At 71.4% G+C, this 15,044-nt stretch carries 18 protein-coding genes; 4 read left to right on the forward strand and 14 right to left on the reverse strand.

The features are described from left to right. Window positions 1-119: 119 nt before the first annotated feature. Genes dapD through ABZ318_RS21985 form a run of 3 tightly spaced genes read right to left on the reverse strand, consistent with a single transcriptional unit; the run spans window position 120 to window position 2,064 of the window. Window positions 120-1,103, reverse strand: coding sequence for a 2,3,4,5-tetrahydropyridine-2,6-dicarboxylate N-succinyltransferase (gene dapD / locus ABZ318_RS21975; protein WP_356904173.1), 984 nt, complete (start codon window positions 1,101-1,103; stop codon window positions 120-122). 44 nt (window positions 1,104-1,147) lie between these two features. Beyond that, window positions 1,148-1,744: a TetR family transcriptional regulator gene (locus tag ABZ318_RS21980; RefSeq protein ID WP_356904174.1), complete on the reverse strand. Its 597-nt coding sequence runs from the start codon at window positions 1,742-1,744 to the stop codon at window positions 1,148-1,150. Further along, entirely contained in the window at window positions 1,744-2,064 is a 321-nt protein-coding gene (locus ABZ318_RS21985; RefSeq protein WP_356904175.1) for a multidrug efflux SMR transporter, read from the reverse strand. Before ABZ318_RS21985 ends, ABZ318_RS21980 begins: the two co-directional genes overlap by 1 nt. 64 nt (window positions 2,065-2,128) lie before the next feature. Here ABZ318_RS21985 and ABZ318_RS21990 point away from each other — a divergent pair, with 64 nt between their 5' ends. After that, entirely contained in the window at window positions 2,129-3,178 is a 1,050-nt protein-coding gene (locus tag ABZ318_RS21990) for an oxidoreductase (RefSeq protein ID WP_356904176.1), read from the forward strand. 55 nt (window positions 3,179-3,233) lie between these two features. Here the strand turns inward: ABZ318_RS21990 and ABZ318_RS21995 are convergent, their stop codons facing one another. The 9 genes from ABZ318_RS21995 to ABZ318_RS22035 all read right to left on the reverse strand — a co-directional run bounded on the left by ABZ318_RS21995 (window position 3,234) and on the right by ABZ318_RS22035 (window position 10,691). Further along, on the reverse strand, window positions 3,234-3,572 hold the full coding sequence (locus ABZ318_RS21995) for a metal-sulfur cluster assembly factor (RefSeq protein WP_030205917.1): 339 nt from the start codon (window positions 3,570-3,572) through the stop codon (window positions 3,234-3,236). Then, on the reverse strand, window positions 3,569-4,030 hold the full coding sequence (gene sufU / locus ABZ318_RS22000; RefSeq protein ID WP_356904177.1) for a Fe-S cluster assembly sulfur transfer protein SufU: 462 nt from the start codon (window positions 4,028-4,030) through the stop codon (window positions 3,569-3,571). The genes ABZ318_RS21995 and sufU overlap by 4 nt, the downstream gene beginning before the upstream one ends. 10 nt (window positions 4,031-4,040) lie before the next feature. Further along, entirely contained in the window at window positions 4,041-5,309 is a 1,269-nt protein-coding gene (locus ABZ318_RS22005) for a cysteine desulfurase (protein ID WP_190156987.1), read from the reverse strand. After that, the gene (gene sufC / locus ABZ318_RS22010) at window positions 5,306-6,070 is read right to left on the reverse strand and encodes a Fe-S cluster assembly ATPase SufC (protein WP_030692513.1); all 765 of its coding nucleotides are present in this window, start codon (window positions 6,068-6,070) and stop codon (window positions 5,306-5,308) included. The genes ABZ318_RS22005 and sufC overlap by 4 nt, the downstream gene beginning before the upstream one ends. A gap of 7 nt (window positions 6,071-6,077) precedes the next feature. Further along, window positions 6,078-6,395 (reverse strand): bifunctional 3-phenylpropionate/cinnamic acid dioxygenase ferredoxin subunit, encoded by a 318-nt coding sequence (locus ABZ318_RS22015; protein ID WP_030692512.1) that lies wholly within the window; start codon window positions 6,393-6,395, stop codon window positions 6,078-6,080. Beyond that, window positions 6,395-7,576 carry a Fe-S cluster assembly protein SufD gene (gene sufD, locus ABZ318_RS22020; protein WP_356904178.1) on the reverse strand — a complete coding sequence of 394 codons (1,182 nt, stop codon included), beginning with the start codon at window positions 7,574-7,576 and terminating at the stop codon, window positions 6,395-6,397. The genes ABZ318_RS22015 and sufD overlap by 1 nt, the downstream gene beginning before the upstream one ends. Window positions 7,577-7,643: 67 nt before the next feature. After that, window positions 7,644-9,059, reverse strand: coding sequence for a Fe-S cluster assembly protein SufB (gene sufB / locus ABZ318_RS22025; protein ID WP_352025133.1), 1,416 nt, complete (start codon window positions 9,057-9,059; stop codon window positions 7,644-7,646). Next, complete coding sequence (locus ABZ318_RS22030; RefSeq protein WP_356904179.1) at window positions 9,056-9,781, reverse strand: metalloregulator ArsR/SmtB family transcription factor; 726 nt, start codon at window positions 9,779-9,781, stop codon at window positions 9,056-9,058. The genes sufB and ABZ318_RS22030 overlap by 4 nt, the downstream gene beginning before the upstream one ends. A gap of 103 nt (window positions 9,782-9,884) precedes the next feature. Then, window positions 9,885-10,691: a DUF72 domain-containing protein gene (locus ABZ318_RS22035; RefSeq protein WP_356904180.1), complete on the reverse strand. Its 807-nt coding sequence runs from the start codon at window positions 10,689-10,691 to the stop codon at window positions 9,885-9,887. 123 nt (window positions 10,692-10,814) lie between these two features. Between ABZ318_RS22035 and ABZ318_RS22040 the strand changes: the two genes are divergently transcribed. From ABZ318_RS22040 to ABZ318_RS22050, 3 genes are all read left to right on the forward strand, one after another. Beyond that, a complete protein-coding gene (locus tag ABZ318_RS22040) occupies window positions 10,815-11,741 on the forward strand; it encodes an ABC transporter ATP-binding protein (protein WP_356904181.1) in 927 nt (308 codons plus the stop codon). Beyond that, entirely contained in the window at window positions 11,738-12,502 is a 765-nt protein-coding gene (locus tag ABZ318_RS22045) for an ABC transporter permease (RefSeq protein ID WP_356904182.1), read from the forward strand. Before ABZ318_RS22040 ends, ABZ318_RS22045 begins: the two co-directional genes overlap by 4 nt. Window positions 12,503-12,575: 73 nt before the next feature. Further along, the gene (locus ABZ318_RS22050; RefSeq protein WP_356904183.1) at window positions 12,576-13,538 is read left to right on the forward strand and encodes a COX15/CtaA family protein; all 963 of its coding nucleotides are present in this window, start codon (window positions 12,576-12,578) and stop codon (window positions 13,536-13,538) included. 4 nt (window positions 13,539-13,542) lie between these two features. Here ABZ318_RS22050 and ABZ318_RS22055 read toward each other — a convergent pair whose 3' ends face one another. Continuing rightward, on the reverse strand, window positions 13,543-14,628 hold the full coding sequence (locus ABZ318_RS22055) for an amidohydrolase (protein WP_356904184.1): 1,086 nt from the start codon (window positions 14,626-14,628) through the stop codon (window positions 13,543-13,545). 70 nt (window positions 14,629-14,698) lie between these two features. Continuing rightward, on the reverse strand, window positions 14,699-15,019 hold the full coding sequence (locus ABZ318_RS22060) for a hypothetical protein (protein ID WP_225800733.1): 321 nt from the start codon (window positions 15,017-15,019) through the stop codon (window positions 14,699-14,701). Window positions 15,020-15,044: the final 25 nt, after the last annotated feature.

The following is a 15,044-nucleotide window of genomic DNA, read 5'->3' on the forward strand; positions in this document are numbered from 1 at the left end:
CCTTGATCGAACGATGTCCGAGCCAGCGAGACACCTCGTGAATGGACACTCCGTTGGTCAGGGCCACGGTGGCGGCCGTGTGAGGCCGGGGCGGGCGGTCGGCCCGTCCTGCCGGTGCCTCAGTTGTGGCTGTGCAGGATGTCGTTCAGTCCGCCCCAGACCGCGTTGTTCGGGCGGGCCTCGACGGCGCCGGTGACCGAGTTGCGGCGGAAGAGGATGTTGGAGGCGCCGGAGAGCTCGCGGGCCTTCACGATCTGGCCGTCGGGCATGGTGACCCGGGTGCCGGCGGTGACGTACAGACCGGCCTCGACGACGACCTCGTCGCCCAGCGCGATGCCGACGCCCGCCTCGGCGCCGATGAGGCAGCGCTCGCCGATCGAGATGACGACGTTGCCGCCGCCGGAGAGGGTGCCCATGGTGGAGGCGCCGCCGCCGATGTCGGAGCCGTTGCCGACGACGACGCCGGCGGAGATGCGGCCCTCGACCATGGAGGTGCCGAGGGTGCCGGCGTTGAAGTTGACGAAGCCCTCGTGCATGACGGTGGTGCCGGCGGCGAGGTGGGCGCCGAGGCGGACGCGGTCGGCGTCGGCGATGCGGACGCCGGCGGGCACGACGTAGTCGGTCATGCGCGGGAACTTGTCGATCGAGGTGACCGAAAGCTGCAGGCCCTCGGCGCGGGCGTTGAGCCGCACCTTCTCGATGTCGTCGACGGCGACCGGGCCGAGCGAGGTCCAGGCGACGTTGGCGAGCAGGCCGAAGACGCCGTCCAGGCTCTGGCCGTGCGGCTTGACCAGCCGGTGGCTGAGCAGGTGGAGGCGCAGGTAGGCGTCGTGGGCGTCGAGCGGCTTCTCGTCGAGCGAGGCGATGACAGTACGGACGGCGACCACCTCGACGCCCCGGCGGGCGTCCGGGCCGAGGGCCTTGGCGGCGCCCTCGCCGAGGGCGTCGACGGCCTCCTCGGGGGTGAGGCGCTCGGTGCCGGCCGGGCCGGCGGCCTCGGTCAGCTCGGGGGCGGGGAACCAGGTGTCGAGAACGGTGCCGTCGCCGGCGATGGTGGCGAGGCCGGCGGCGACGGCGCCGGTGGTGCGAGGAGCAGTGGTCATGACGGAAAACCTAACGGGCGGCCCCCTGCCCGGGCCAACCGGTCTCAGGTGTCGGTCGGGTCCGTGGGCGGTTCCGACGAGGTCCCGGCCTGCCGTTTCGGGTCTTCGTTCAGGATGCGGGCCAGCACCTCCCGGGCGTGCCCCTCGTCGTACGGGACGCCGGTGAGCAGCACCTGGAGGCTGATGCCGTCCATGAGGGCGACCAGGGCGCGGGCGGTGACGGGCCCGGTGCGCGGGGCGAGGGCGGCGACGGCCTCGCCGGCCCATTCGGCGGCGACGGGCCGCAGGGCGGGGCGGCGCAGGGCGGCGAGGTAGAGCTCGTACTCCAGCTCCACGCCGGTGGGTTCGGCGCCCAGCCACTCCCCCATGAGCGCGGCGAGGCCGGCGGCGAGGTCGGGCGCGTCGATCTCGGGGCCCCGCCGCAGCCGTGCCCCGAAGGTGCCGTCGACCCGGCGGAGCGCCGCGACGAGGAGTTCGTCGAGGGAGGCGAAGTGGTACGTGGTGGAGCCGAGCGGCACGTCGGCCTCGACGGCCACCGTGCGGTGGCTGAGGCCGCCGATCCCGGCGCGGCCGACGACGGCGAGGGCGGCGTCGACGATCCGCTCGCGGCGCTCGGGGTCGAACCGCCGGGCCCGGGCCATCAGTGCGCCCCGCCGAGGTTGAGCACGGCGACCCCGGCGACGATGAGGACGATGCCGGCGATCTTGGCGAGGCTCAGGGTCTCGCCGAGGAAGAGGATCCCTATGCCGGCGACGGCCGCGGTGCCCACCCCGGACCAGATCGCGTAGGCGGTGCCGACCTGGAGGGTCTTGAGGGCCTGGGCGAGCAGGGCGAAGGCGATGAGGTACCCGGCGCCGGTGATGACCGAGGGCCAGAGCTTGCTGAAACCCTCGCTGTACTTCATGGAGGTGGTGGCGATGATCTCGGCCGCGATGGCCCCGGCGAGCAGTCCGTAACCCATGCGTACGAGCGTACACAAGGGCTGCGTACGGGCGTACGCAACGGCTCCCGATACGGTGTGCCGCATGACCTATCCCCCAGGCCCGCCGGGTCCGCCCTACGGCTATGGCTATCCGCCGCCGCCTCCGCCTCCGAAGCCGGGTGTGATACCCCTGGCGCCGCTCGGCTTCGGCACGGTCCTGAGCGGCGCCTTCGCCACGTTCGGCCGCCACTGGAAGACGCTGCTCGGGGTGGCCGGAAGCGTCTACGGCGCCGCGCTGCTCGTCGTCGGCGTGGCGCTCGGCATCGCGTACGCGGCCGTCGGCGACCTCTTCCTCGCCGCGTTCGACCGGCCGGAGGGCCAGGATCCCCGGTGGGACGAGATCCAGCCGCTGATCGTCGCCTTCGTCTGCGTCTGGCTCGCCGCCATGCTCGCGATCGTCTGCGGCAACGCCGTGGTGGCGGCCGCCTGCCCGGCCGTGGTCCAGGAGGCGGTCCTCGGCCGGCCCACGACCTTCCGCACGATCTGGCGCCGGGCCTGGTCGCGGATGCCGGCCGTGCTCGGCACCGTGCTGCTGACCTCGGTGGCGCTGCTGCTCCCGGCCCTCCTCTTCGTCGTGGGCTTCGTGGCCCTGCTGGTGGGGCTGCTCGCGATCCGGACCGGCCCGCTGATCGCACCCTTCCTGGCTTTCGCCGGCGCGCTGCTCGTCTTCCCGCTGGCCCTGTGGATCTGGGTGAAGTTCAGCCTGGCACCGGCGGCGGCCGTGATGGAGGGCCAGGGCGCCCTCGCCTCGATGCGCCGTTCCTCGTCCCTGGTCCGGGGCTCCTGGTGGCGCTTGTTCGGCTGCCTGCTCGTCGCCGGCGTGATGGCCTCCGTGGCGAGCTGGCTGATCCAGCAGGTCTTCTCCCTGCTGGCCTCGGCCCCGCTGGCGGGCGTCGACTTCGGGAGCGAGGACGCCGGCGTCCTGATCGCCTCCTTCGCGCTCCTCTTCGTCTTCCTCGCCGTCGGAAGCCTGATCAGCCAGGCGGTCGTCTCGGTCTTCCCGCCCCTGGTCACCGCCCTGCTCTACGTGGACCAGCGCATCCGCAAGGAGAACCTGGCCCCGGAGCTCGCCCGGGCCGCCGGACTGCTCTAGACACGCGGAACGGCCGCGCCCCGAAGGGCGCGGCCGTTCTCCCGTACACCTGCGATCAGACGTTGAAGCCGAGCGCGCGCAGCTGCTCGCGGCCGTCGTCCGTGATCTTGTCCGGACCCCACGGGGGCATCCAGACCCAGTTGATCTTCAGCTCGCTGACGATGCCGTCCGTCGCGGACTTCGCCTGGTCCTCGATCACATCGGTCAGCGGACAGGCCGCCGACGTCAGGGTCATGTCCAGCGTCGCGACGTTCGAGTCGTCGATGTGGATGCCGTAGATCAGGCCCAGGTTGACGACGTCGATGCCCAGCTCGGGGTCGACGACGTCGTACAGGGCCTCACGGACCTCTTCCTCGGAGGCCGGCTTCATCGTGGCCTCGGCGTTCTCGGTCATGCCGACTTCCTCTCCGCGTCGCCCAGCGCCTGGGCGGTCGCGTCCTTCCACGCCATCCAGCTGAGCAGCGCGCACTTCACACGGGCCGGGTACTTGGAGACCCCGGCGAACGCGACCGCGTCCTCCAGGACCTCCTCCATCGCCTCGTCCGGCTCGATCTGGCCCTTGGACTGCATCAGCTCCAGGAAGGTGCCCTGGATCTTCTGCGCCTCGGCCAGCTCCTTGCCGACGAGCAGCTCGTTGAGGACGGAGGCCGAGGCCTGGCTGATGGAGCAGCCCTGGCCCTCGTACGACACGTCCTTGATGAGCGAGCCGTCGTACTTCACGCGGAGCGTGATCTCGTCGCCGCACGTCGGGTTGACGTGGTGCACCTCGGCGTCGCCGTCCCGAAGACCGCGCCCGTGGGGGTGCTTGTAGTGGTCCAGGATGACGTCCTGGTACATCGAATCCAGCTTCACGAGCCGTCCCCTAGCCGAAGAAGTTCCGTACGTGCTCCAGACCCGCGACCAGGGCGTCGACCTCGGCCGGGGTGGAGTACAGATAGAACGACGCTCGCGTGGTCGCAGGAATTCCGTACCGCAGGCAGACCGGCCGCGCGCAGTGGTGGCCGACCCGGACAGCGATGCCCTCTTCGTCGAGGACCTGGCCCACGTCGTGCGGGTGGATGTCGCCCAGCGTGAAGGAGATCGCCGCGCCGCGGTCCTCGGCCGTGGTGGGGCCGATGATCCGCAGGTCGGGAACCTCCTGGAGGCGCCGGACGGCGTATTCGGTGATCGCGTGCTCGTGGCGCGCGATGTTCTCCATGCCGATCGCCGACAGGTAGTCCACGGCCGCGCCGAGGCCGACGGCCTGGGCGATCGGGGGCGTACCCGCCTCGAACTTGTGCGGGGCCGGCGCGTACGTCGAGGAGTGCATCGAGACGGTCTCGATCATCTCGCCGCCGCCGAGGAAGGGCGGGAGGTCCTCCAGGAGCTCCTGCCGTCCCCACAGCACGCCGATGCCGGTCGGGCCGCACATCTTGTGGCCGGTGAAGGCCACGAAGTCGGCCTGGAGCGCCTGCACGTCCAGGACCATGTGCGGGGCCGCCTGGGAGGCGTCGATGCAGACGAGCGCACCGACCTCCTGGGCGCGGCGGATGATCGTCTCCACCGGGTTGACCGTGCCGAGCAGGTTCGAGACCAGCGTGAACGAGACGATCTTGGTCTTCTCGGTGATGACCTCCTCGATGTTCGAGAGGTCGAGACGGCCGTCGTCGGTGAGGCCGAACCACTTCAGCTTCGCGCCCGTGCGCTGCGAGAGCAGCTGCCACGGCACGATGTTGGAGTGGTGCTCCATCTCCGTGATGGCGATCTCGGTCTCGTGGTCCACGCGGTAGGGCTCGTCGGCCCAGCCCAGCATGTTGGCCACGAGGTTGAGCGACTCGGAGGCGTTCTTGGTGAAGATCACCTCGTCGCGGCTCGGCGCGTTGATGAAGGCCGCGACCTTGTCACGGGCGCCTTCGTACAGCGCCGTCGCCTCCTCGGCGACCGTGTAGACGCCACGGTGGACGTTGGCGTTGTGACGCTCGTAGTACTGGTTGAGCGCGTCGAGGACCTGCCGCGGCTTCTGCGAGGTCGCCGCGGAGTCGAGGTACACGATCTTCTTGCCGTCGTGGACCACGCGATCCAGGAGCGGGAAGTCCTTGCGGATCGCCTCGGTGTCGAGGAGGCCGGTCAGCCCCTGATGGGCGGAAGTCACGCGGATGCGCCACCCTTCACGTACTTGTCGTAGCCCTCGTTCTCCAGGACGTCGGCGAGCTCGGCGCCACCGGACTCGGCGATGCGGCCGTTCGCGAAGACGTGCACGAAGTCGGGCTTGATGTAGCGCAGGATGCGCGTGTAGTGGGTGATCAGCAGGGTGCCGACCTCACCGGTCTCGCGGACGCGGTTGACGCCCTCGGAGACGATGCGCAGGGCGTCGACGTCGAGGCCGGAGTCGGTCTCGTCGAGGATCGCGATCTTCGGCTTGAGGAGCTCCAGCTGGAGGATCTCGTGGCGCTTCTTCTCACCGCCGGAGAAGCCCTCGTTGACGTTGCGCTCGGCGAAGGCCGGGTCCATCTGGAGCTGCTCCATCGCGGACTTGACCTCCTTCACCCAGGTGCGCAGCTTGGGGGCCTCGCCGCGGACGGCGGTGGCGGAGGTGCGCAGGAAGTTGGAGACCGAGACGCCGGGGACCTCGACCGGGTACTGCATGGCGAGGAAGACGCCGGCGCGGGCGCGCTCGTCGACCGACATCTCCAGGACGTCCTCGCCGTCGAGGGTGACGGTGCCGCCGGTGACCGTGTACTTCGGGTGACCCGCGAGGGAGTACGCCAGGGTCGACTTGCCGGAGCCGTTGGGGCCCATGACGGCGTGGGTCTCGCCCTGCTTGATGGTCAGGTCGACGCCCTTGAGGATCTCGCGGGGGCCGTTCTCCGCCTCGACGGAGACGTGCAGGTCGTGGATTTCAAGCGTAGCCATGGGTGACTCAGGACTCCTGGGTGACGGAGACGAGCACATCGTCCCCTTCGATCTTTACGGGGTATACGGGGACGGGGCGCGTCGCGGGAAGGCCGGAGGGCTTGCCCGTGCGCAGGTCGAAGCTGGAGCCGTGCAGCCAGCACTCGATCGCGCAGTCCTCGACCTCGCCCTCCGAGAGGGAGACGTTCGCGTGCGAGCAGATGTCGTTGATCGCGTACACCTCGCCCTCGGTGTGCACGACCGACACCGGCGTGCCGTCGACCTCGACCCGCTTCGGGGTGTCGGCCTCCAGCTCGCTCAGCGCGCAGACTCGGACGAAGGCCATCAGACGGAGGCCTCCAGCTCGGCCTCGATCTTGGCGAGGAGTCGCTCCTGGACGTCCGGCAGACCGATCTGCTGGACGAGCTCCGCGAAGAAGCCGCGGACGACGAGGCGGCGGGCCTCGGCCTCCGGGATGCCGCGGGCCATCAGGTAGAAGAGCTGCTCGTCGTCGAAGCGGCCGGTGGCCGAGGCGTGACCGGCGCCGGCGATCTCGCCGGTCTCGATCTCCAGGTTCGGCACGGAGTCGACCCGGGCGCCGTCCGTGAGGACCAGGTTCCGGTTCAGCTCGTACGTGTCGGTGCCCTCGGCGGCGGCCTGGATGAGCACGTCGCCGATCCAGACGGCGTGCGCGTCCTGGCCCTGCAGCGCGCCCTTGTAGGCCACGTTGGACTTGCAGTGCGGGGTGTTGTGGTCGACCAGGAGGCGGTGCTCCTGGTGCTGGCCGGCGTCGGTGAAGTACAGGCCGAAGAGCTCGGCCTCGCCGCCGGGGGCCGCGTACGCCACGCGCGGGTGGATGCGGACGACGTCGCCGCCGAAGGTGACGACGACCGACTTGAAGGAGGCGTCGCGGCCGACCAGCGCGTTGTGCTGGGCGACGTGGACGGCCTTCTCGTCCCAGTCCTGGACGGAGACGACGGTCAGCTTGGCGCCGTCGCCGAGGACGTAGTCCACGTTGGCGGCGAGCACGGCGTCACCGGTGTGGTCGAGGACCACGACGGCCTCGGCGAAGGCGCCGAGCTCGATCACCTGGTGGCCGAAGGCGACGCCGCCCTGGCCGTGCACGGAGATGCGGATCGGCTCGGTGAGCACCGTCTCCTTGGCGACGGTGACGACCGAGGCCTTCTCGAAGGAGGAGTACGCCTGGGCGGCGACGCGGTCGACGGGCGTGCCGGCCTTGCCGAGGCGCTCGTCGTCGCGGCCGACGGTCTCCACGGTGACGCCCTCGGGGGCCTCGACCTCGACGCGGACGCCCTCGCCGGTGGCGACGGCGGTGCCGTCGTGGAGGCCGCGCAGTCGCGCCAGCGGGGTGAACCGCCACTCCTCCTCGCGGCCGTGCGGGACGGGGAAGTCCGCGACGTCGAAGGACGGGGGCGCGCTCATGCGCGTGGCGACGGTGGACTCGGCGGCCACCGCGATCGAGCCGGCGGTGGTGGAGCCCGCCGGGATGTTCTGAGCCTCAGCCATGGCTGTCGTGTTGCTCTCTTCCTACGTAACTACGCAAAGACCAGGGGGTACGGACGGCGGGGCGGCGTCAGCCGACCGCACCCTCCATCTGCAGCTCGATCAGCCGGTTGAGCTCCAGGGCGTACTCCATCGGGAGTTCCTTGGCGATGGGCTCGACGAAGCCGCGGACGATCATCGCCATGGCCTCGAACTCGGTGAGGCCGCGGCTCATCAGGTAGAAGAGCTGGTCCTCGGAGACCTTGGAGACGGTGGCCTCGTGGCCCATGGAGACGTCGTCCTCGCGCACGTCCACGTAGGGGTACGTGTCGGAGCGGGAGATCGTGTCGACGAGCAGCGCGTCGCACAGGACGTTGGACTTGGCGCCCGGGGCACCCTCGCCGATCTCGATGAGACCGCGGTAGGAGGTGCGGCCGCCGCCTCGCGCCACCGACTTGGAGACGATGTTGGAGGAGGTGTTCGGGGCCATGTGGACCATCTTGGCGCCGGCGTCCTGGTGCTGGCCCTCGCCCGCGAAGGCGATGGAGAGGGTCTCGCCCTTGGCGTGCTCGCCCATCAGGTAGACGGCCGGGTACTTCATGGTGACCTTGGAGCCGATGTTGCCGTCGACCCACTCCATGGTGGCGCCCTCGTAGGCGACGGCGCGCTTGGTCACCAGGTTGTAGACGTTGTTCGACCAGTTCTGGATGGTCGTGTAGCGGCAGCGGCCGCCCTTCTTCACGATGATCTCGACGACGGCGCTGTGCAGCGAGTCGGAGGAGTAGATCGGGGCGGTGCAGCCCTCGACGTAGTGGACGTAGGCGTCCTCGTCGACGATGATCAGCGTCCGCTCGAACTGGCCCATGTTCTCCGTGTTGATGCGGAAGTAGGCCTGGAGCGGGATCTCGACGTGCACGCCCTTCGGCACGTAGATGAACGAGCCGCCGGACCACACGGCCGTGTTCAGGGAGGCGAACTTGTTGTCGCCGACCGGGATGACGGTGCCGAAGTACTCCTTGAAGAGCTCCTCGTGCTCCTTCAGCGCGGTGTCGGTGTCGACGAAGATGACGCCCTGCTCCTCCAGGTCCTCGCGGATCTGGTGGTAGACGACCTCGGACTCGTACTGGGCGGCGACGCCGGCGACGAGGCGCTGCTTCTCCGCCTCCGGGATGCCGAGCTTGTCGTACGTGTTCTTGATGTCCTCCGGCAGGTCCTCCCAGGACTCGGCCTGCTTCTCGGTGGACCGCACGAAGTACTTGATGTTGTCGAAGTCGATGCCGGAGAGGTCGGAGCCCCAGGTCGGCATGGGCTTCTTGTCGAAGAGCCGCAGACCCTTGAGACGCAGCTTGAGCATCCACTCGGGCTCGTTCTTCTTCGAGGAGATGTCGCGGACGACGTCCTCGTTGAGACCGCGCTTGGCGGCGGCGCCGGCCGCGTCGGAGTCGGCCCAGCCGTACTCGTACCGACCCAGGCCCTCGAGCTCGGGGTGGCTGATCTCGGTGGTCATGCGGGGTTCCTCCCGGCCGTGCTTGCGGATGCTGATTCGGTGGTCTGTGGGGTGCCGTGCGGGATGAACGTGGTGCAGACGCCGTCACCATGCGCGATGGTGGCCAGACGCTGGACGTGCGTTCCCAGGAGGCGGGAGAAGAATTCCGTCTCCGCCTCACACAGCTGGGGGTACTGCTCGGCGACGTGGGCGACCGGGCAGTGGTGCTGGCAGAGCTGCTCGCCGACCGGCGCGTTCCGCGCAGTGGCAGCGTACCCGTCCGCCGTGAGGGCCTTGGCCAGTGCCTCGGTCCGCTGCGCGGGCTCGGCCGCCTCGACGGCCTCGCGGTACGCCCCGGCCTGGGCCTCGATCCGGTCGCGGGCGAAGGCGGCGACGGCCGCCTCTCCGCCGGCGTTGCGCTCGATCCAGCGGAGCGCCTCGACGGCGAGGGAGTCGTACGACTGGTCGAAGGCGTCCCGGCCGCAGTCGGTGAGCGCGAAGACCTTCGCGGGGCGGCCACGGGCCCTGGTCCCGTAGACGCGCTTCTCGCGGGCTTCGACGACGTTCTCGGCGACCAGCGAGTCGAGGTGGCGGCGGACGGCGGCCTGGGTGAGGCGGAGCCGTGCGGCCAGGTCGGCGACGGTCGAGGGCCCGTGGTCCAGGATCGACCGCGCGACCCGGTTGCGCGTGGAACGCTCTCGGGTCGCGAGTTCCTCCACCGGAGCCGCGCCAACGTTTTTCACAACGCCATTGTTGCGTAATTAATCGAGGAGTGACAAGCGGCGTCCGGGCCGGTGGTGGTGCGGTACGTCACTCAGGTAAGGCTTACCTGACCTGCGGAAACGATCATTGGTGGGATGAATCACCGGCCGCCCGACCAGGGCCTTCGGGCCCGCCCCGGGCCCCCGGCCGCGCCGCCGTCAGGCCACGCGGAGGCATCAGGCGCGCGAAGAACTCCGCGTCGCGGACGGCTGCGCCGCCGGGGTCGTTGTTGAAGAACGCGAACACGTCCGCGCCCTCCGGCCAGGCCGCCGCAATCCGGTCCGCCCAGGTCCCCAGCGCCCGGCGGCCGTAGCGGGGCCAGGGCCGGGCCCCGCCCTCGTGGAAGCGCACGTACCCCCAGTCCGCCGTCCGCCACAGCGGCGTCACCGGCCGCGAGCCCCGGTCCGCCCAGCACAGGGCGGCCCCGCGGTCCCTCAGAACCCCGGCGATCGACTCCGTCCACCACGAGTCGTGCCGCGGCTCGACCGCCACCCGCACCCCGGCCGGGAAACACGCGACCGCCTCGTCCAGCAGCCCCGCGTCCGCGCGCAGCGTCGGCGGCAGCTGGAGCAGGACGGGACCGAGCCGGTCCCCCAGTGCGTCCGCCCGCCCCATCAGCCGCTCCACGGGCTCCTCGGGGTCCTTCAGACGCTTGACGTGGGTGAGGAAGCGGCTCGCCTTCACCGCCATGACGAAGCCGGCGGGCGTCCGCTCCCGCCACGCGGCGAAGGTGTGGCGCTCGGGCAGCCGGTAGAAGGCGTTGTTGTTCTCCACGGCCGCGAACGAGCGCGCGTACTCCTCCAGCCAGAGCCGCTGCGGCAGGCCCTCGGGATAGAGCACGCCCCGCCAGTCCCGGTACTGCCAGCCGGACGTGCCGATGTACACGGGCATGTGCCGCCCCTTCCCCGTACGGGACGGCTCACCCGGGCCGGGAGGGCGCGTCCGGGTTCCGGCCGCGGCCGGAACCCGGGGGCGCGGCCCGCGCGCATCCGCCGGGTCCTTAGACTTCCGGACATGTCATACGAGTCCGTCGTCCAGGTCCGCGGCCTGGTCAAGCGGTACGGAAGCAAGACCGCCGTCGACGGCCTCGACCTCGACGTGCGGACCGGCACCGTCACCGCCGTCCTCGGCCCCAACGGGGCCGGCAAGACCACCACGATCGAGACCTGCGAGGGATACCGCCGCCCCGACGCCGGCACCGTCCGCGTCCTGGGCCTCGACCCGGTCGCCGACGCCGCCGCCCTGCGCCCCAGGATCGGCGTGATGCTCCAGTCCGGCGGCGTCTACTCCGGCGCCCGCGCCGACGAGATGCTCCGCCACATGGCGAAGCTCCACGCCCACCCGCTGGACGTCGACGCCCTGATCGAGCGCCTCGGCCTCGGCTCCTGCGGCCGTACGACCTACCGGCGGCTCTCCGGCGGCCAGCAGCAGCGCCTCGCGCTCGCCATGGCCGTCGTCGGCCGCCCCGAGCTCGTCTTCCTCGACGAGCCCACCGCCGGACTCGACCCGCAGGCCCGCCGCGCCACCTGGGAGCTGGTCCGCGAGCTGCGCGCCGACGGCGTGACCGTGGTCCTCACCACCCACTTCATGCAGGAGGCCGAGGAGCTCGCCGACGACGTCGCCATCGTCGACGCCGGCCGGGTCGCCGCCCAGGGCAGCCCCGAGGAGCTGTGCCGCGGCGGCGCCGAGAACACCCTGCGCTTCTCCGGTCGCCCCGGCCTCGACCTCGGCTCCCTGCTCAAGGCGCTCCCGGACGGCACGGCCGCCGCGGAAACGCTGCCCGGCACGTACCGGATCACCGGCGCCGTCGACCCCCAGCTGCTCGCCACCGTCACCACCTGGTGCGCCCAGCACGGGGTCATGCCCGACCGCATCTCGGTCGAGCGCCACACCCTCGAAGACGTCTTCCTGGAGCTGACCGGCAAGGAGCTGAGGTCGTGAGCACTGGTGCGTACACGCCGAAGCCGGGGGCCGCCCCCGTCGGGCGGATGATCGCCGCGCAGACCGCCCTGGAGACCAGGATGCTGCTGCGCAACGGCGAGCAGCTGCTCCTCACGGTGATCATCCCCTCGCTGCTCCTGGTGCTCTTCTCGACGGTCGACGTCGTCGACACGGGCTCCGGCAAGGCCGTCGACTTCCTCGCCCCCGGCGTCCTCGCGCTCGCCGTGATGTCCACCGCCTTCACCGGCCAGGCCATCGCCACCGGCTTCGAGCGGCGGTACGGGGTGCTCAAGCGGCTCGGCGCCTCACCGCTCCCCCGCTGGGCGCTCATGGCCGCCAAGACGCTCTCCGTCCTCGTGACCGAGGTCCTCCAGGTCGTCCTCCTGACCGCGATCGCCCTCGCGCTGGGCTGGTCGCCGCGGGGGAACCCCCTGTCCGTCCTGCTGCTCCTGGCCCTCGGCACGGCCGCCTTCTCCGGGCTCGGCCTGCTGATGGCCGGCACCCTGAAGGCCGAGGCCACGCTGGCCGCCGCCAACCTGGTCTTCCTGCTGCTCCTGGTGGGCGGCGGGGTCGTCGTCCCGCTGGAGAAGTTCGGCGCGGCGGGCGACGTGCTCGCGCTGCTCCCGATCTCCGCGCTCTCGGACGGGCTGCGCGACGTCCTCCAGAACGGGGCGTCGATGCCGTGGGGCGACGCGCTGATCCTGGCCGTCTGGGCGGTCCTGGGGCTCGGGGCGGCGGCGCGGTTCTTCCGCTGGGAGTAACCGTAAGGTTCCGTTCCGCCATATACGCCCCCCTCGTGAAAGCGCGCACAAGCGCCGCCCTACGATAGGGCCCGTGCAGACCCCCCTCGCCTACATCGCCCAGCGCTGGACCCCGTCCCCCCGGACGCTCCGGCGCGCCGCGCTCGCCGCCGTCGTGATGAGCGTGCTCATCATCGTCACGGGCGGCGCGGTCCGGCTGACCGGTTCCGGTCTCGGCTGCGACACCTGGCCGAAGTGCACGGACGACAGCCTCATCGTCACGCCCGAGCAGGGCTACCGGGGCGCGATCGAGTTCGGCAACCGGATGCTGACGTACGTCCTGTCGGCGGCGGTCGGCTGGGCGATCATCGCCGCCCGGTCCACCAAGCCGTGGCGGCGCGGGCTCACCCGGCTCGGCTGGGCCCAGTTCTGGATCGTGATGAGCAACGCCGTCATCGGCGGCATCACGGTGTGGATGGGCCTCAACCCGTGGACGGTGGCCGGCCACTTCCTCGCCGCGAACTCCCTGCTCACGGTCGCCGTCATCACCTGGCACCGCACCGGCGAGGGCGACACCGCCCCCCGGCCGCGCGTGCCGCGCCCGGTCCGGAAGCTGTCCTGGGCGATCACGATCGTCTCCGCGCTGCTGATCGTGCTCGGCACGACGGTGACCGGCGCCGGCAAGCACGCCGGCGACAGCAGCGACGTCCCGCGCATGCCGTGGGACTGGACGAACGCCGCCCACGTCCACGCGATCGCCGCCTGGGTCGTCTGCGCCCTCGCCCTCGCCATGTGGCTGGTCCTGCGCGTGGTGGACGCCCCCGACGACACCCGGGCCCGCGCCCGCGACCTGCTGATCGTGCTGCTGGGCCAGGGCGTGATCGGTTACGTCCAGTACTTCACGGGCGTCCCGGAGCTCCTGGTCGCCGCCCACATGCTCGGCTCGTCCCTGATGTGGATCGCCGTACTGCGCCTGGCCCTGAGCCTGCGCGAGCGCCCGCTCGTCCACCCCGGCATCCCCGCCCAGGCGGACCCGGAGCTGGCGACCACGGCCTGACGGTTCAGGTGAGGCGGTAGACGCGGCGGGCGTTGTCCGCCGCGATCATCTCGGCCACCCGCTGCGCGTCCGTACGGGACCAGGCACCGTCCATGACCCACTCGCCGAGCACCCGGGTGAGCGCCGAGCGGAACGCGCTCGCCGCGACCACGTGCAGCTCGGGCAGCCCCCGGGCACCGCTGGAGAACAGCAGCTTGCCGAACGGCGCCCGCTCCAGGACCTCGGCGAGGACGGCGGCCGCCCGGGCGCCCGTGTGGGCGAGTACGGGGCCGAGGTCGGCGTACACGTGCGGGTGAAGTCCGGTCAGGTACGCGGCCGCGCGGTGGTACGGGTAGCGGTGCAGCAGCACCAGGTCGGTGCCGAGCCCCGCGGTGGCGGCGGCGAAGCCCCTCAGGGCGGCCGGATCCTCCGTGTGCAGCTGGAGGGGGCGCCCGGCCGTGACCGCGATCCAGAGCAGATGGCGCAGCAGGACGGGGTCGTCGATCGGGCCGCCGGCCGCGCGGTCGGCCAGCCAGCGCCCGGCGGCCCCGCGCGCCTCTCCGGGGCCGGGGGGTTCGGGCAGGGCCGCGAGCCCGCCCCGTACCGCCGAAGCCGAACTGAACGCGACCGCGTCCGCGGCGGCCCCGTGGACGGCCTCGGCGAGGTTCGCGAGGAAGGCCTCGACGGTGTCCGAGGTGTCGGCGACCCGCTCGGCGAGGGGTTCGAGGCGGACGACCTCGTGGGCTTCGGCGGCGCCCGCGGCACTGAGCTCGGCGGGCGGCGTGAGATCGCCGGGGAGCCCGGTGTCGACCAGGTAGGCGGAGATCCCGGAGGCGCGTAGGAGCCTGCGGCCGGCCTCGGCGGCGCCGAGTTCCCGGCGGCGGGCGAGGTAGCGGGCGGGCGGGCAGTGCGGTTCCAGGCCGAGGAGCGGCGGGCACCAGCGGCGCACGGCGAAGCCGGTCTGGGTGTCGAAGAAGGTGGTGCCGGCTGCGGGCGGTACGACGGCTCCGCCCAGGTGGGCGCCGAGGTGGGCCTCGAAGGTGCCGAGGCCGAGCTCCGTGCGGAGCACCCCGTGGCAGTACTGGTCCACCAGGCGCGGCATGTCGATCATCTCGGGGGGCTCCCTGTGTGGACGTGTCTCCACACGTCCTAACGGGTGAGCCCCGCGCGAGGTTGCCGCCTCAGCTGTTGGAGGGTCCGCCGATCTGGATGCCGGCCATCCGGGTCCACTCGTACGGGCCCGTGGCGACCTTGGCGGCGAACTCGCCGTCGAACTCCTCGTGAAGGGTCAGACCGGCCTTCTCGGCGGCCTGCCGCGCGATCTCGTGCGTGCGCGCGACGAGGTCTCCCCAGCCGCCGTCGGCGCCGACCAGGACGATCCGGGTGCCCGCCTGGCCGATGTGCGCGAGGTGCCCCTCGCAGCCGCCGTGCGCCTTGGAGAAGGCCTGGATCTCCTTGGCGAGCCGGGCCGCCCTGCGCTCTTCCTGCTTCGTTTCTGCCATGACACGGATGCTACCGAGGGGTAGA

The sequence above is a fragment of the Streptomyces sp. NPDC006197 genome, assembly GCF_040613865.1.
In the GTDB taxonomy this organism is placed as follows: domain Bacteria; phylum Actinomycetota; class Actinomycetes; order Streptomycetales; family Streptomycetaceae; genus Streptomyces.

What these genes read in the sequence shown, in the direction of transcription:
- dapD (WP_356904173.1), bottom strand. Translation starts at nt 1,103, where the DNA reads ATGACCACTGCTCCTCGCACCACCGGCGCCGTCGCCGCCGGCCTCGCC.
- ABZ318_RS21980 (WP_356904174.1), bottom strand. Translation starts at nt 1,744, where the DNA reads ATGGCCCGGGCCCGGCGGTTCGACCCCGAGCGCCGCGAGCGGATCGTC.
- ABZ318_RS21985 (WP_356904175.1), bottom strand. Translation starts at nt 2,064, where the DNA reads ATGGGTTACGGACTGCTCGCCGGGGCCATCGCGGCCGAGATCATCGCC.
- ABZ318_RS21990 (WP_356904176.1), top strand. Translation starts at nt 2,129, where the DNA reads ATGACCTATCCCCCAGGCCCGCCGGGTCCGCCCTACGGCTATGGCTAT.
- ABZ318_RS21995 (WP_030205917.1), bottom strand. Translation starts at nt 3,572, where the DNA reads ATGACCGAGAACGCCGAGGCCACGATGAAGCCGGCCTCCGAGGAAGAG.
- sufC (WP_030692513.1), bottom strand. Translation starts at nt 6,070, where the DNA reads ATGGCTACGCTTGAAATCCACGACCTGCACGTCTCCGTCGAGGCGGAG.
- ABZ318_RS22015 (WP_030692512.1), bottom strand. Translation starts at nt 6,395, where the DNA reads ATGGCCTTCGTCCGAGTCTGCGCGCTGAGCGAGCTGGAGGCCGACACC.
- sufD (WP_356904178.1), bottom strand. Translation starts at nt 7,576, where the DNA reads ATGGCTGAGGCTCAGAACATCCCGGCGGGCTCCACCACCGCCGGCTCG.
- sufB (WP_352025133.1), bottom strand. Translation starts at nt 9,059, where the DNA reads ATGACCACCGAGATCAGCCACCCCGAGCTCGAGGGCCTGGGTCGGTAC.
- ABZ318_RS22035 (WP_356904180.1), bottom strand. Translation starts at nt 10,691, where the DNA reads ATGCCCGTGTACATCGGCACGTCCGGCTGGCAGTACCGGGACTGGCGG.
- ABZ318_RS22040 (WP_356904181.1), top strand. Translation starts at nt 10,815, where the DNA reads ATGTCATACGAGTCCGTCGTCCAGGTCCGCGGCCTGGTCAAGCGGTAC.
- ABZ318_RS22055 (WP_356904184.1), bottom strand. Translation starts at nt 14,628, where the DNA reads ATGATCGACATGCCGCGCCTGGTGGACCAGTACTGCCACGGGGTGCTC.
- ABZ318_RS22060 (WP_225800733.1), bottom strand. Translation starts at nt 15,019, where the DNA reads ATGGCAGAAACGAAGCAGGAAGAGCGCAGGGCGGCCCGGCTCGCCAAG.